Origin of the sequence: Salipaludibacillus neizhouensis (genome assembly GCF_002886185.1) — a bacterium.
GTDB classification, from domain to species: Bacteria; Bacillota; Bacilli; order Bacillales; family Salisediminibacteriaceae; genus Salipaludibacillus; species Salipaludibacillus neizhouensis.
The window spans coordinates 1753104-1770083 of sequence record NZ_KZ614146.1 but is presented as its reverse complement, the minus strand read 5'-3'; the positions used below and the strand labels follow the sequence as shown (position 1 = coordinate 1770083).

General features: G+C 38.4%; 7 protein-coding genes. 1 reads left to right on the top strand and 6 read right to left on the bottom strand.

What is annotated here, in order from left to right; all coding sequences use genetic code 11:
* Positions 1-250 precede the first annotated feature (250 nt).
* Complete coding sequence (locus CEF18_RS08240; protein ID WP_110936018.1) at positions 251-1849, top strand: ABC-F family ATP-binding cassette domain-containing protein; 1599 nt, start codon at positions 251-253, stop codon at positions 1847-1849.
* 84 nt (positions 1850-1933) lie between these two features.
* Here CEF18_RS08240 and aceA read toward each other — a convergent pair whose 3' ends face one another.
* The 6 genes from aceA to addB form a co-directional block, all read right to left on the bottom strand.
* The gene (aceA, locus tag CEF18_RS08235) at positions 1934-3217 is read right to left on the bottom strand and encodes an isocitrate lyase (RefSeq protein WP_110936017.1); all 1284 of its coding nucleotides are present in this window, start codon (positions 3215-3217) and stop codon (positions 1934-1936) included.
* Position 3218: 1 nt separating this feature from the next.
* On the bottom strand, positions 3219-4820 hold the full coding sequence (gene aceB, locus CEF18_RS08230; RefSeq protein ID WP_110936016.1) for a malate synthase A: 1602 nt from the start codon (positions 4818-4820) through the stop codon (positions 3219-3221).
* 310 nt (positions 4821-5130) lie between these two features.
* Entirely contained in the window at positions 5131-8511 is a 3381-nt protein-coding gene (locus CEF18_RS08225) for an AAA family ATPase (protein ID WP_110936015.1), read from the bottom strand.
* Positions 8508-9680, bottom strand: a complete 1173-nt coding sequence (locus tag CEF18_RS08220) for an exonuclease SbcCD subunit D (protein WP_110936014.1) — start codon at positions 9678-9680, stop codon at positions 8508-8510. Before CEF18_RS08220 ends, CEF18_RS08225 begins: the two co-directional genes overlap by 4 nt.
* Before the next feature lie 19 nt (positions 9681-9699).
* On the bottom strand, positions 9700-13446 hold the full coding sequence (addA, locus tag CEF18_RS08215; protein WP_110936013.1) for a helicase-exonuclease AddAB subunit AddA: 3747 nt from the start codon (positions 13444-13446) through the stop codon (positions 9700-9702).
* A complete protein-coding gene (gene addB / locus CEF18_RS08210; RefSeq protein WP_110936012.1) occupies positions 13421-16936 on the bottom strand; it encodes a helicase-exonuclease AddAB subunit AddB in 3516 nt (1171 codons plus the stop codon). The genes addA and addB overlap by 26 nt, the downstream gene beginning before the upstream one ends.
* Positions 16937-16980: the final 44 nt, after the last annotated feature.

Sequence of the window (16980 nt, the reverse complement as noted above, 5' to 3'; positions counted from 1 at the left end):
TGAGCGTCCCACTAAATAAATTATCCTATATGAGTCAGGAATAAACCTTCTATTCTTCTAAGTAGAAAATACACATACCTTAATAATTAGGATATTCGAAACGCATTTCCACTCCTCCCTTTTTCTTTATGGACCCTGTATATAGTGTATGCGCCGACTTTTAAGATTAGAACAATTCTTTTAAAACCTCGTATTTCAATGGAATAAATGATATAATTTTCAAGGTAATTTAATGCAAAGGATGAGGTAAATGATAAATGTAACAGATGTCAGCTTGCAATTTGGAGATCAAAAGCTGTTTGAGGACGTTAATATTAAATTCACTCCAGGAAATTGTTATGGATTAATCGGTGCAAACGGTGCTGGTAAGTCTACCTTTATAAAAGTTTTATCTGGAGAAATAGAATCACAAACTGGAAAAGTGAGCATGCCTCCAGGTCATCGTATGGCTGTTTTAAAGCAGAATCATTTCGAGTATGAAGAGCAGATAGTACTTGAAGTAGTAATGATGGGTCATAAACGTTTATATGATGTGATGAAAGAAAAAGATGCTATTTATATGAAAGAAGATTTCTCTGATGAAGACGGTATGAAAGCAGCTGAACTTGAAGGAGAATTCGCGGAAATGAACGGTTATGAAGCAGAGTCGGATGCTGCAGTTCTTCTTAAAGGACTAGGAATCAGTGATAATCTTCAAAGTAAGAAGATGTCAGAACTAACTGGTGGCCAAAAGGTTAAAGTACTTTTAGCTCAAACGTTATTTGGTAATCCTGATGTACTTCTCCTTGATGAGCCTACAAATGGACTGGATATTGAAGCTATTCAATGGTTGGAAGATTTCCTATTCAATTTTAAGAATACCGTCATTGTTGTTTCCCACGATAGACACTTTTTAAATAATGTCTGTACTCATATAGCTGATCTTGATTTCGGTAAGATCAAAGTATTTATAGGGAATTATGATTTTTGGTATGAATCCAGCCAATTAGCATTGAAATTAGCTCAAGAAAAGAACAAGAAAAAGGAAGAAAAAATCGAGGAATTACAAGCTTTTGTTGCTAGATTTAGCGCTAACGCTTCAAAATCGAAGCAGGCTACTTCCCGTAAAAAAGCATTGGAAAAAATCGAGTTGGACGACATTAAGCCGTCATCAAGGAAATATCCTTATGTAGCCTTCAATTCTGAAAGAGAAATTGGAAATGACTTGTTAACTGTCAACCACCTAACTAAAACGATCGATGGTGAAAAGGTATTAAATGACGTTAGCTTTATTCTCAATAAAGATGATAAAGTATCATTAGTAGGGCCTAACGAGAATGCAAAAACAGTATTAATGAAAATTCTTGCGGGGGAAATGGAACCAGACAGTGGTTCTTATAAATGGGGAGTAACAACATCTCAAACGTATTTCCCGAAAGATAACGCAGAGTATTTTGAAGGATCTGAGTTAAGTCTTATTGATTGGCTGCGCCAATATTCACCGGAGGATCAAACAGAAACATTTTTACGGGGTTTCCTTGGCCGTATGCTCTTTTCCGGTGAAGAAGCGAAGAAGAAAGCGAGTGTTCTTTCCGGGGGCGAAAAAGTTCGCTGCATGTTATCCAGAATGATGTTAAGTGGAGCGAATGTGCTTATGTTGGATGAACCGACAAACCACTTGGATTTAGAATCAATTACAGCATTAAATAATGGCTTAATTAATTTCAAAGGTTCTATCATCTTTGCGACACATGACCATCAGTTTAATGAATCTATCGCCAATCGCATCATTGAAATACAAGATGAAGGTGTCTTAGATAAAGAGATCTCTTATAATGAGTATCTTGAGTTAAAGAAAGTAAAAAAATAGGTAATTGAAAGAGCAAACACCAAAAGGTATTTACCTTCTGGTGTTTTTTGTATTTTCTATTGAATTAACAAGGTGCCATTCCTATCAACCGCTAGTAGTAAATTGCTCTTCTTCAGTGGATCCTTTCAATGCTGTGGTTGATGATGTTCCTCCAGAAACAATGGTTGAAACCGAATCGAAGTAACCTGTTCCAACTTCACGTTGATGTTTTGTTGCAGAATAACCAGCTTTTTCATTACCGAATTCAGCCTGTTGGAGATTTGAATAAGCTGTCATTCCAGTTTCTTTATACCCTTTTGCCAATTCAAACATACTGTGATTTAATGCATGAAAACCTGCAAGCGTTACAAACTGAAACTTATAACCCATCTTACCTAATTCTTTTTGGTAACTGGCGATGGTTTCATCATCTAATTTTTTCTTCCAATTAAACGAAGGTGAACAATTATAAGCGAGTAGTTTACCAGGAAATTTTTCGTGAATCGCATCGGCAAATTGTTTTGCTTCCGTTAAATTAGGCTCTGACGTTTCGCACCAAATCATATCTGCATAAGGTGCATAGGCTAGACCTCGACTAATCGCTTGATCTATTCCGGCTTTCGTTCGATAAAATCCTTCAGGTGTTCTCTTTCCTTCAATAAAATCATGATCATATTCATCGACATCACTTGTAATTAAATTTGCTGCATTTGCATCAGTTCGGGCAATAATAATGGTTGGAACGCCAGATACATCCGCTGCCAAACGAGCAGAAATTAAATTCTTAACGGCTTGTTGCGTTGGTAATAAAACTTTGCCACCCAGATGACCGCACTTTTTCTCGGAAGACAATTGATCTTCAAAGTGAACGGCAGCAGCTCCTGCTTCAATCATACCTTTCATTAATTCAAATACATTTAATTGGCCACCAAAGCCAGCTTCAGCATCCGCTACAATCGGGGCAAACCAATCTCTCTTAGCACCTCCTTCATTATGCTCAATTTGATCTGCACGCTGAAGTGCTTGATTAATACGTTTTACGACATGTGGAACGCTGTTAGCGGGATACAAGCTTTGATCGGGATACATCTGTCCAGAAATATTTGCATCTGCGGCAACTTGCCATCCGCTTAAGTATATTGCTCTTAGCCCTGCTTTTACTTGTTGAACAGCTTGGTTACCAGTTAAAGCCCCTAACGCCGGAACATAGTCTTCTTCATTAATAAGCTCCCACAATTTCTCGGCTCCTCTTCTAGCTAGTGTATGTTCAATCTGTACCGACCCTTGGAGTTGAAACACGTCTTCCGTTGAATAAGGCCTAACAATGCCTTTGAATCGTTCCGTATTCCATTCTTTCGCCATCTGTTCCAGTTGATTGGTTTTAGTCATATTAGACTCTCTCCTTTTTCATAATTAATTTTTTATAGGCTGGAATGGTAAGGAATTCAACAAAGTCTTCCTTTTCAACCATTTCCATCAATAACTGTTTGGCTTGATTAAAAAGGCCCGATTGCATGTTTTCATCCCCAAATAATTCTTCCAACTTTATCATCTCTTCTTCTACTAATTTTTGCACATAAGAGACAGTAATTTTTTCACCGGAGTTCAGTTTCCCTTTTGGATGGTGAACCCATTGCCATAATTGAGTCCGTGATATCTCTGCAGTAGCAACATCTTCCATTAAATGAAAGATTGGTACAGCTCCTTGCCCCCTAAGCCAAGCTTCCATATATTGAATAGAGACAGTTATATTTAAACGAACTCCGTTTTCGGTTATGTTTCCTTTAGGAATTCCAAGTAAATCCTTCTCTGTGATTTGGTAATCATCTCTTAGTCTAGTTACTTGGTTTGCGTTAGGCATATGCTTGTTAAAGACTTCAAGTGCGACAGGAACTAGCCCGGGATGAGCCACCCATGTGCCATCATGACCATCTTTCACTTCTCTTTCTTTATCTTCCTGCACCTTTATCATCGCAAGATTATTTTTCTCTTCATCCCCTTTTACCGGAATTTGCGCGGCCATCCCCCCGATGGCTTGAGCGCCCCTCTTGTGGCAAGTTTGGATAACATAAAGTGTATACGCTCTCATGAAATTAGTGGTCATCGTTACTTCGGAGCGATCTGGTAAAATAAAAGCTTTATGATTTCGTAAGCGCTTAATATAACTAAAAATATAATCCCATCGTCCACAATTTAAGCCAGCGCTATGATCTCGAAGTTCATACAATATTTCATCTGCTTCAAATGAAGCCGTAAGTGTTTCGATGAGAACAGTTGCTTTTATCGTACCGTGAATGAGACCTAATTCTTTTTCTGCAAAAGTAAATACGTTGTTCCATAGTCTAGCTTCCTTATATCCTTCAAGTTTTGGTAGATAAAAATAAGGGCCAGAGCCTCTGTTTATTAGTTCTTTTGCATTAAAAAAGATATATAGACCAAAATCAAACAGTGACGCTGATATGGCTTCATTTCCGATATAAACATGTTCTTCTTTTAGGTGCCATCCCCTTGGTCGAACAAATAATGTCGCAACCTCTTGTTGCAGGGTATATTCTTTTCCATTATCAGTTGTGAAATCAATGTCCCTGCGAATGGCATCATACATATTCCGTTGACCTTGCAGTGTGTTCTGCCAAGATGGAGAATTAGCATCTTCGAAATCAGCCATAAATACTTTTGCCCCAGAATTCAAAGCATTGATAACCATTTTCCGCTGACTGGTGGGTCCAGTAATTTCTACTCTCCGGTCTTCAATGTCAGCAGGAATAGAAGCAATTTTCCACTCTTTGTCTCGAACGTGCTTCGTATCTGCTAAATAATGTGGAAGGAGTCCTCCATCAATTTCTTCTTGACGGTCTATTCGCTCTTTTAGAATCAGTTTTCGTTCTTCCTCGAATTTTTCATGTAATTTCGATAGAAAATCAGATGCTTTTTCGTTAAAAAGAAAAGTACAATCCTTATCAACGGTTTGGTTAATGTCTAGTTTTTTCATAAACAAGAGCTCCTCCTTTTTAAAAGATGAAAATTACTTCTACATCTCTCCTCTCTCTCTACACCTGTTATGATACAGACTGTAATATGTTTATTATTATATAACACATAACTAAGATTGCAACCATTTTTTCTGTAAATTTTTCCATATTGGCAACCAAAAAAAGTCAAAGCCTGATTTACCAGACTTTGACTATTAAAAATTCACAATCTTTTTTATTGATTCATTTATACCAATTAGGTAGAAACTTCAGGAAGCGTCAGCGATCAAGCACTTCCCGCTCTAATTAGATAGAGTTGTTATTTCCTAATTAAATACTTTCTAATTTTGTGCGACTGCCTCTGCCACCCGGTTCTGCAGGGGTAACCATGATTTTTCTAGGTAATCGCTCTTTGAGTTCCGGTACATGACTAATAACACCTACTGATAATTGATTTGTATGCAACTGTTCTAGTGCAGTTATGACTGTTTCTAAAAGTTCAGGATCGAGTGTTCCAAATCCTTCATCCAAGAAGAAAAATTCTAACGCATGCTCTCCGTTTAACTGAATGGAAGCTGATAATGATAATGCTAATGCTAAAGAGGTAAGGAATGTTTCTCCGCCTGACAATGTCGTGACAGGTCTTTTCACGCCGCCATTATGATCATCCCGCATAATAAAGCCGCCACTGGAATCGACTTCAATCGCATAACGTCCTCTCGTTAAAGCACGTAATTTTTCAGAAGCAAGGCGACTAACTTGAACTAATTGCTCTTCTGCAATAAACTCGACGAACTCTTTTCCACGAAAAACTTTGTCTAACTTCGACAGCTGAGCAAATAGACTTTCTAATTCTATTCGCTTTTCCTCTAAGTGATCATAACGTTCCCTTTTCTTTTCAATTTCTTCTAAATAATGACTTGCAGCTCCAAATGCTGTTCTCATATTCTCAATTTCTTGCTTTGCTTGTACAAATATTGTTTTTTTCTCTTCGTACATATCTGACGTAATGTGCTTTCCTTGCAGCTTATCTTCCACTTGTTTTTTACTGAACGTAACATCACGCAGATTATTTTCATAGTCAGATACGTTTAGTTCCCAGCTATTTATTGTTTCCAGGTTCTTAATTTTTTCATTAACGAGAGACATATCATTAAATGAGGATGATTCCTTTTGTACAGTCCAACGCTGTAATGCTCGTTCATTTCTTGATATAGCCTCTGTTTTAGAATGAGAACAGTCAGCCAAGTAACGCTCAGATGTATTAACTTGTCCTTCTAATTTCTCTTTTTCACTTTTCGTCTTTTCGACAGTAGTTTGTAATTTTTCCAGCTTAGCTTTATTTCCTTCGATTAATGTATCGATATTTTCTCCGTTTGTTTCATTTGTTATATCTTTGTTCATATCATTAATGATCGTTTTCTTCTCGTTTAACTCAGATTCTTTCTTTGAAATATCGACGATGAGCTCTTGAATCTTTCCTGCTACGTTATCCAGCTGAGTTTGAATTTTTTCAATATATGGAACGCTTTTCTCAATTCTTATTCGCAGTTTATCAGAATCGTGTTCGTTTTTTTGCATACGTGAAACTATTTCATCAATGTTGGAATAAGGATGCTCGGGAAATTTGGTCTTCCATTCCGTTAATTGAGTGTTATGGGTTTGTTGTGCTTTTTCAAGTTCATCCATTATCTCTTTCAGACGTTCTTTCGCTTGTTTAACATGTATGTTCGATTCATTCCATTTATTTTCAAGTTTGGTCCATGAATGATTCTGCTGTTCCCATTGCTGAATCACTCGAGATATTGCTTCATCTTCTTTTTGCCATTGATTTGACCACTTCTCTAAAGAGTCAGTAAACTCAGCCTTCCGTACAGAAGGAAGTGGAGTAACTTGATTATCAAGCAGAGTTTCAGTACTTGCAGCAACTTCTGGGTTAATTGGAGATTGACGTGCTTCTTTATCAAGTCTCCATCCCGCTTCTCCAAGCATTTTTTCCAAGTTGCCTAGTTCAGCTTCGAATTTTAGGAGTACTTCTTTACGGATAAAGTCTTCCCTTATTTCATTGTTTACTTGACCAGTATCGTGCTCATAAAAATGCTCCGTAGATCCACAAACGGGACAAATCTCTCCTTCTGTAAGTGCTTGTCTCATTTCTTGAACGGCTACTTTTAATTGATTTTCTTGTTGAAGTTCTTTTTGATCTTGAATATCATGAATGGCAGATTGTAAGAGCTGTTTCTTTTCTAACACAATATTGTACCAATGCATCATTTGCTGAAATCGTTCATGTAAGGCTTCACTTGCAGTTGTTTGCTGCGCTTCGACTTCATGTATAGCAGCTACAGCCTTGTCTGTTTCCTTCTGTTGTTTCGTAACTTGTGTTGTTAATTCCTTGATACGACGCTCTGTTTCTTGTAGGGTGTACTTTTGCTCATTAGCTTTATTTAACAGCTGTTTTTCTTCTGAGTCCCATTGGAGCAGTTTAAGTTCTTCTTTTAAATCCTGTTGGGCTTCTTCATATTTTTTTCGCGTTTCTTTCGCCTCTGTTTGCTCTAGCTCTAACCCTTTCAACGTCTTATTCAAATCTTTTATCGTCGATTGAAGTTGACTTACCTCTGTGGTTCGGTGTTTTAAGTCTTCTACTTTTGTTTTAAGAGACTCAAAGCGGTCAAGCTTCATTTTAAGCGGAACTTCATGTGTCTGATTTTCAAAAGATGCTTTTTCAAACGACTTCTTCGCTCTTTCTGCTTTCTCATGAAGGATATTGACATCTTTATTTGCCTCTGCTTCTTTCTTTTCCCAGGCATGGATTTCTTGTTGGCTTTCTTCTACTTCTTGTACGTAAGGAAATAAGATATTGGCTTCTTTTGCCCGAACGATTTCCTGTTTTAATTCAGTAAAATGACTTTGCTGCTTATCAAGTTCATTTAATTCTTTTTCGACCGACTGGAGTTGTGCTATCCATTCCATGAGTTGTTTTGATTCTTCATACTCTTTTTGATAGATATCTAGTTTCTCTTCTTGCTTTTTTATCCCCTTTTTCAAAGATACTACTTTGTTTTTCGCAACTTCCAGTGATTCATTAGATGCATCACCAAGTCCAAGTTGTTCTTTTTCAATCAGTTCTTTATCGTGTTTGGTTGCGGTCAAACGCTGACGAAGCTTTTGATTTAATTGATCACCATATCTTTCAAGGTGAAATAACCGTTGCAACATTTGACGCCGTTCTGTTCCTTTTAGAGATAAAAACTCTGAAAACTTCCCTTGAGGTAAGACGACTGCCCTGGTGAAGTCATCAATGGAAAGCCCTAACATTGCCTCTACTTCTCTAGTAACATCACCAGCTTTATCTGCTACTACGATAGCTTCGGTTGTTATATTAATAAATCTTGCTGTGGCTTGTCTCAACCCGTCATCTTTTACACGTTTAAATGTACGTTCTACCTTGTAACGTCCTTCACCTAATGAAAAAGTAAAAGAAACTGCCAATTGATCTTCGGCATGATTTAAGATTCCTTGTGTATTACTAGGAGCCCGTTCGACTTTTCCATACAAGGACAGAGTCATGGCATCTAATATCGATGATTTTCCACTGCCGGTTGGTCCGAAAATACCGAAGACCCCTCCTTCACACAACGATGCAAAATCAATCACTTGTTTTTCACGAAAACTATGCAACCCTTGTAATGTTAATTCGATAGGCTTCATGAAGAACCACCTTCCTCTTCCTCATTAACGATGTCTAAAAACAGTCGCGTCAATTCCTGATCCGGAGTAGCTCCACCTGTTTGACGTTGATAAAACTGATTAAATAACTCATCAATTGCTACATGTTTTCTTTCTGGAAGTGTTTCGGATTGATTCTCCGGGAAAATCGGCCGTATCGTTAACAAATGAGGGTAGGCTTTTTTAATTTTATGGATTTCATTCATTGAAGGTGTGTCATCCACATGAATATCTAACTCGATCCATGCAAGATTATCTTTTTTTTCATCGATCCAGCTGTGTACCTGGGCTAACCCTTCGGTTGCTTTCCACCTGACTAATGGACGTCCAGATCGCAAGTAAACATCTTTTACATCTGCTACTTTTCCAGCTTTGATATCTACGACGGACACTGATTTTGCATAACCTGCCTCAGAAAAACTGAAAGCTAAAGGTGATCCTGAATACCTGGCCCTTGCAGGGGCGTTTTTAATATCTTGAGGACGGTGGAGGTGCCCTAGCGCTGTGTACTGTACATTAGCAGGAAGCTGCGTTGCTCGAACGGTATATGCTCCACCAACTTCAATTGGTCGTTCGGATTCTGTACTGGAACCACCAGCAACAAATAAATGACTCATAGCTATTCGAATCTCTTTGTCAGTAAAAGACTCGGTTAAAATGTTAAAAATATCTGTTACTTTTTCATCATAAGCTTCCCGAAGCTGTAACTCATCATTTGATTCAGTAAAACTTTCTTTTAAGCGTGATTCTGATGGATAAGGCAGTCCAGCTACTGCTAGAGGCTCTTTACACCCATCGATAGAAATACGCAAAGGTTCCATCGTAGGATAACCTTGGATATATATACGATGCTTCTTCAAAACAGTTCTCGCGGCTGCTAGCCTTTCTGGATGATCGTGATTGCCGGAAATAATAATAACTGGACGTTTCCCATAATCCGAGAGGCGGGCCATACTTTCATAAAATAACTCTTCCCCTTTGGCTGGCGGATTTACGGAATCAAAGACGTCTCCTGCCATAAGAACAGCATCAATGTTTTCTTCGTTACATATTTCAACTAGTTCCTCAAAGAAGTCTTCATGTTCTTCAAGACGGTCTCTGCCTTCTATCGTTCTGCCGATATGCCAATCAGCGGTGTGTAATAATCTCATGAATTCAGCCCCGTTTCCTCTACATCTTTACTAAATAATTTCCGTCAAAAAAGTACAGATATCGTTCTTCAATCGCTTCGTGCCAGCTATCTGCCAATGCCTGACTGTATAAATCGACTTGATAGTGATATAAATCCTTGAAATAATTTAAAATTTCTTCTTCCGTTTTATCAGTAAACTTGCCGGTAATTGTGTCTGTTTTATAATCCAGTAAAACTAGTTTTCCCTCTTCATTGCGGAACACACAATCGATCATTCCTTGTACAAATACTGTTTCATCCTGTTGCTGCGACCAAGTTGAGTACGCTTGAGAGGCAGGGATAAGGTAACTGAAAGGAATTTCACGCCATACGTTTTTAGCAGCGATTAGCTGCTTGCCTAACGAATTCTGGAAAAATTGATGAAGGTGTTCCAGATTAATTTGTTCGGATTCTTCTAATGTAATTATCTCTTTTGTAACTAGACGCAAAAGTTGACGTTCAAGAGATTCCAGCGAATGTTCTTCTACAAGAGAAACGTGTTGCATCATCGTGTGCATCAATGTGCCTTTTTCCGCAGGTCTAAACGAATTTTTTTGTAAAAACTTCGGTCTATCGGCGAATTTTGACTGAAAGCTTGTCGCCATTAGATCATCACTGTATTCATCTTGCATGGCTCTTTTTAATTCACTAACCGATTGTTTTGCACGATGAGTGACTGAATCTTGTCTTGGATAAGACCATTCTAAATGATGTAAGACTTTGTTTCTTGAACTAGATTCGAGATTAACCGGTTCGTGTGTCAAAAGTTGTTGTTCAATTTCTTGATCAACCTCTGAATAAACCGAGGCTTCCACTTGAAGCTCTGCCTTTTCTAAAATATCTACTAGCCACGAGGAAGGATCTTCGCTGACTTGGGTGGCTCTGCCTTGAGTATCTATCTCATGATTTTCTAACAAAGGTATGGCATCATGATGACGTAACACAGATGGCGCGATCCAATCCAAAAAACTTCTCGCTTTTTCTCTTTGAATGTTAGGAAGTAACCAGGATTGATTGTCTATATTCTCAGTCCATTTTTCTAATGATTTATCAACATCTTTTAAAGTTCCAACGAGATAAAGTTTTTCCTTGGCACGTGTTAGTGCTACATAAAGTACCCGCATTTCTTCCGCTAATGATTCAGACCTGATTTTATTTTTTATCACTTGTTGGGGAATGGTCGGATAGGCAAGTCGGAGTTCCGGATCTATCCGTTTAGAGCCCAATCCAAGCTCTTTATGAAGCAAATAGTCACCTCGTAAATCTTGCTGATTAAACATTTTATTCGTACCTGCCATGAAAACAACCGGGAACTCAAGCCCTTTGCTTTTATGGATCGTCATAATTCGTATAACATCTTCTTGTTCGCTTAAGGCTCTTGCTGTTCCTAAGTCATCACCTCTGTCCTGCATTCTTTCCACAAAACGCAAGAACCGGAACAGGCCGCGGAAAGAAGTAGATTCATACGACCGTGAGCGGTCATACAATGCTCGAAGATTCGCTCGTCTTTGCTTTCCGGCTGGCATCCCTCCGACATAATCATAGAAACCAGTTTCTCGAAATAATTGCCAAATCAATTCGGATAAGGATCCCGACCTAGCCTTTTTACGCCATTGAGTGAGCTGTTCGATAAAGCTAGCGCAACGGTTTTTGATTGATTCATCTTGATTTTCACTCGTTCCAGCTAGTTTCAATGTATCATAAAAGCGAGATTGTTTATCTAAAATACGGATTTTAGAGAGTTCTTCTTCTGTGAAATTGAGAATCGGCGAGCGTAATACAGAAGCTAGCGGGATATCTTGATATGGATTATCGATAATCTTGAGTAAAGAAACCATGATCTTCACTTCGATCGCTTCAAAATATCCTGTTGATAATTCTGCATATACAGGAATTCCAGCAGTTTTACACTCCTCCATAATTGTGTCAGCCCAAGGCATGGATCTCATTAAGATGACAATATCCCTGTAACGAATTGGACGAGACTGCTTTGTTGCTTTATCCATGACCGGATTCTTAGATTGGATCAGTTGTTTGATCTCTTGAATCATCGCACGCGCCTCTAATTGAGACGTCTCCAACTCTTCTTCCATATCAAGTACAGGTTCTTCTGACTCCTCCTCAGAATGTTGCGTCAGTTTGTCCCCCTTGTTAACGAGCATTAATCTAGTTTCTAAGTTAGCCTGGTCAGGGTAAGATGTATTTCCGAGTTTTAGTTCTGCTACGTCATTATAAGTAATTTCTCCAACTTCCTCATCCATGATTTGTCTGAAAATAAAGTTTGTTGCATCCAACACTTGCGATCGGCTTCGGAAATTTTTCGCCAAATCAATGCGGAGACCATCCTTATCACCATCTAAATCAAACAACTTATATTTATTCATAAACAATGTAGGTTCTGCCAATCTAAAGCGATAGATCGATTGTTTAACATCCCCTACCATAAATAGATTTTTCCCGTTTGACAATAAAGTAAGTATCGTTTCTTGAACGAGGTTTGTATCCTGGTATTCATCTACCATAATTTCATTAAAATGATAGATATATTCTTCGGCTGCTTTTGAAGGAACAGGTCCATGGAGACTTGATTTTTCTTGATCAATCAAAACCTCTAAGCATAAGTGTTCTAGGTCACTGAAGTCCAAGACGCCTTTATCTCGTTTTTCAAAGAGATACCTCGCAGAAAAATCTTTCACTAAGGTAGTCAATTTTTCGATACTCGGAGCCATTTCGGTTAAATCAGCTAAAAGTACTTCGGGGGAGTATTGAAAATAGGCTTTTTTATTAGTTTTCAAAATATCCTTTGCTTGATCGCGAAGTGCTTTTGTCTTTTCCTTTAATTGATCATCCACAAGGTCTTTCTTTGTAATGCGTGGAATTGTTGGAAAAGAGATCACGGAAAATGCTTGAAACATCTCCTCCCACGTCTTCGCGCTTAAAATTGTTTGGATCTGTGTATATTCGGTCTCCAGTGTTTCTGCATATTTTGCGGGTCCATCAGGCTCTCGTGTCATTTCCAGTGCTTGTTGAAGTAGGTCTTTTGCACTCTCTAATTGACGACGTACATTCTCTAATGTCGAGGATGCCCATGACAGTTCTTCAATAGAAGTAATTCCTTCTAGTTTAAAGGTCGAAACGAGATCATCCAGCCATTGAAAAGGCTGAGGATTTGACCTCGAGAAATCAAATAAATGCATCACAAGGCTCCGCAATTTATCATCGGTTCGGTCACCACTATATTGATCGACGAGTGTGAAAAATGATTGGTTATCTTCTGCCCCGTATTCTTCTTCAAAAAGATCTTCCAAAATTTCTTCGCGAATTAATTGGCCTTCTGTTTGATCAAGTATACGAAAACTTGGATCAATATCCACGTCATAATAAAATTTTCGTACTACGTTCATGCAGAAAGAATGTAACGTAGAAATATTGGCGCGATGAAGAAGAGAGAGCTGTCTTCTTAAATGTAAGGATCTTGGATCGTCATGAATTTGTTTCTCAATCGCTTCTCCTATACGATGTCTCATTTCTGCAGCAGCAGCATTTGTAAAGGTAACAATGAGTAGTTTGTCAACATCTGTCGGGTTCTCAACATCGACAATTTTGCGGATGATTCTTTCTACCAACACGGCTGTTTTACCACTTCCTGCTGCTGCTGCAACGAGGATGTTATTCCCCTCTGCAGCGATTGCCTTCCATTGATCATCCGTCCAGGATACGTTATTCGGTTTCGGTTCTATATTCATTAACGTTTCCTCCTTTATCACGGATTGATTCCAGAATTTCATCATTCGATTGATCCGTTAAATGACGATAGTTATTCGTTTCTATCGTTGGATCAAACTGACAAAACGATTTATAAGAACAAAATGTACAGGGAATCTTTTGTTTCTTTTTATATGGCTTCAAATCTATATCGCCACGAAGAATCGATTCTCCTACTTTTTTCACGTGATTTCTTAGATACGACCGTAAGACGTCATAATCTGTTTGCGAGATTACTTTTGAATTCGAATATGGTTGTCCATCTTTTTTCAAACCAACAGGAAGCATGGATGATCTTCCGGTCTCTAAACTTAAATCCATCTGTTTAATGGCACTTAATGAGGAAGAAATAAGACCCTTCATTTTGAATCGTTTTAAAATTTCTTCTTCGATATCTTCAATGGATAGCTTTTCTTCTGCTTGAATCATTGGATTATGCACATGGAAATACAGTACACCCGCTGGAGTCACTTCCGTACCAAGCCACTCTGCAGCAAAGCTCACAACGACATCTAAATAGATGAGCATTTGCAGGGCTAGTCCATGGTAAACATCGTCAAGTTTTATATCTTTCGAACTGGACTTATAATCTAGTATGCGAACATAAACGCCTTCTTCGTCTTCAGCCCTGTCCACTCTATCAATTCGACCTATTAATTCTACTTTATGGCCGTTTTCAATTTCAAAGGTGAGAGGTGGTAATTGCTGGTTTGGTCCGAATCCGACCTCTAAACCAGCAGGGGAAAATCCTGTTAATTTGGCTTGATCAGATAGAACAGTCGATGCCCTTGCGACCACTTCTTCCAGTTTTTGTTGGATATATTTAAATCGGTTAGAACTTAACAATATTTCTCGTTGAATTTTAGGAGCCAGCTGTTCAACAATGGTTTTGGAAAGGCTTTTCGCTTCGTCTCTAGATAAATGGGAAAAGTCTCTTCCATCTTGCCTTAAGCTTTCCGCCATTTCTTTTAGCGCAGCATGAAACAGGGTCCCAATATCAGGAGCCTCAAGCTTAAACGTTTCTCTCTCCCTAAGTTTCAGTCCGTAATTAGCAAATTGTGAAAAAGGACAAGCATTGTATTGCTCAAGTCTGGATACACTTGTTTTTAATTCTGTTCCATATAATTCTTCAGATAGTGAAAGAGGCAATGAAGACGGCTTATTTTTATAGCTTAAACTGCCAAACACATTTTTTGTTTTTTCTTGCCATTGTTCTTGTGACATAAACCAATTGTACGTATCCCACCAAATTTCAGACACATGATAGCCGCGTCTCCATGCTTGCATCTGATTTGTTAAATGAGACAACGTTCGTTCAGGATTCGTTACAAAATCAACCTCTTTGTCTGTCTGAACATCAGCAGGCCCTTCCAATGCGACTTCTACTTTCAATTCCGGGAAAACTTCTTGAATTTGGTTAAGCATCATCGAGGGCTGCAAACTTTTTCCCTCTTCATCCGCCAAAGGATAGCTCATGTAAAGTTTTTCAGAGGCCAAGGATTGCGACATGTATAAGACAAATGATTCATTTAAAAGCTGTCGCTGAGCACCAGGTGCCAATTGCAATCCTTGTTTTTCTAAAAATGTACGTTCTTCTTCGGACACCATGCTGTCTTCATTTGGTTTTGCAGGAATTACCCCATCGTTCATGCCGATGATAAATGCCGCCCGAACATCTGAAATCCGAGAGGTTTCCATATTAGCTATCACGACTTGATCGATCGCCGGTGGAATGATCGCAAACTTCATACTTTCGATGCCAGTATCGACCATTTGCATAAATAACTTGAAACTGACTTTTTCGTTGCCACTTATTTCTACCATTTGATCGAGCAAATCAATGATTTCCTTCCACATTTGATCATGCTCACGTGCTTCTCTTAATCGATGGTTTTCCATGGCATCTTTGCTTAATTGTTCTATTTTATCGGTTACTTTTATTTCCTCGAGCAATTCAAATAGTGCTTTAGCATAATCAAAAACCGTAGATGAATTTTTCGCAGCTTTTTGAAAATCTATTATTGGTGACAGTAGTTGTTTACGAACAAGATTTATTTCTTCTTCAAATATTTTTTCGTTATCCGTTTTATCCCCTTCATAGTCAGTGGTTGTGGCAAAACGTTGGTATGTCCATTCCTCAGACCCATACCACTTTTTACCCTTGATACCATATGAGAGAACATAATTTTCTAATTGATCCACTTTTTCTCTCATATGCTCGTCCTCAATTGGAAATAGCATTTCTGTTTTTAATGCACGAAAAACAGCGTCGTATTGCCAATGTCTTTCAATGATTTCAAGTGTTGAGCGGATAAATTCTATTAACGGATGGTTCAGTACGGAACGTTTTTGATCAGAAAAGAAAGGTATCCCTTCATCATGAAAGATCGTTTCAAAGTAATCATCGTACTCTCCCATATTTCTGACAAGAATAGCGATCTCTCCATAACGATAATTGTCATCCCGAACGAGGGAGATAATTTCTCTAGCTATTCTCTCAATCTCTGCACGCCGATGCACCGCACTAATCACTTGAATACCATCATGTTCTAAAATCGGATCAGCTGGCCTTTTTGCACCATTTGCTTCTAAATAAGCGAGAGCCGGCGAAACGAATCTTTTACTGTAATTCGAGATATACTGATGGGAGATTTTACAGTCATCGCATAAATTCTGTAATTGCTGGTACGTGCTTTGCGTCTCAAAAAATAAATCTAGTGGATGAATGAGTTCGTCTTGTTTTACTGCTTCATCCACCGTTAAGACAATGGTTACTTCTTCTATCTTGAGGAATATTTCATGTAATACATTTATTTCAATAGGTGTAAAACTATGAAAACCATCAATGTAAACAACTGCATCTTGAAGAACGAGAGAATCTTTCAAGGAATCGGCTAGTAGTTGTAAATAGTCCTCTGATGCAATATATTTTTCCGATAAGGACTTTTCAACTTCGGATAAGATAATGTGAATATCATGCAACTTATCCTTTAATGTCCGCTCGGTTGGTGAATCTTGTTCTTCACTTTCAGCAAGCTTATTCATTTCTTCTCTAAGAGTGTCAGAGTCTATCTGGTAACGTTTAAATTCCGAAAGCATTTGTTCTAACTGATTGATAAATCCTGGACTGGAAAGTGCTTTTTGGAAAATAGTAAAATCAGGTTTCGCTCTTTCCACAACTTGCCGCAAAAGCATTTGTATTCCTGTTTGTTGAATATGGTAACGAGATATCCCGCCAACTTCCTGTAACACACGTAAGGCTAGTCGAGAAAAACTAAGGACTTGCGTTCTCGTCATCCCGTGACCTAATTTTTCGACTAGTTTCCTTTCGACTTGAAAGGTCATTTGATCCGGTACTATGTATATAATCGGTGGACCCATTGGATCTTCTTGCATCTTCCTGACAATCTCATTTTGAACGTTCGTCGTTTTTCCTGATCCTGATCTCCCTAAAATAAAAGTTACAGCCATGCTCTCACCTCTTTACCGAGTATTTCGTCCAACCATATGTTCGT

What these genes read in the sequence shown, in the direction of transcription:
- addB (WP_110936012.1), bottom strand. Translation starts at nt 16,936, where the DNA reads ATGGCTGTAACTTTTATTTTAGGGAGATCAGGATCAGGAAAAACGACG.
- aceB (WP_110936016.1), bottom strand. Translation starts at nt 4,820, where the DNA reads ATGAAAAAACTAGACATTAACCAAACCGTTGATAAGGATTGTACTTTT.
- CEF18_RS08240 (WP_110936018.1), top strand. Translation starts at nt 251, where the DNA reads ATGATAAATGTAACAGATGTCAGCTTGCAATTTGGAGATCAAAAGCTG.
- addA (WP_110936013.1), bottom strand. Translation starts at nt 13,446, where the DNA reads ATGAATATAGAACCGAAACCGAATAACGTATCCTGGACGGATGATCAA.
- CEF18_RS08225 (WP_110936015.1), bottom strand. Translation starts at nt 8,511, where the DNA reads ATGAAGCCTATCGAATTAACATTACAAGGGTTGCATAGTTTTCGTGAA.
- CEF18_RS08220 (WP_110936014.1), bottom strand. Translation starts at nt 9,680, where the DNA reads ATGAGATTATTACACACCGCTGATTGGCATATCGGCAGAACGATAGAA.
- aceA (WP_110936017.1), bottom strand. Translation starts at nt 3,217, where the DNA reads ATGACTAAAACCAATCAACTGGAACAGATGGCGAAAGAATGGAATACG.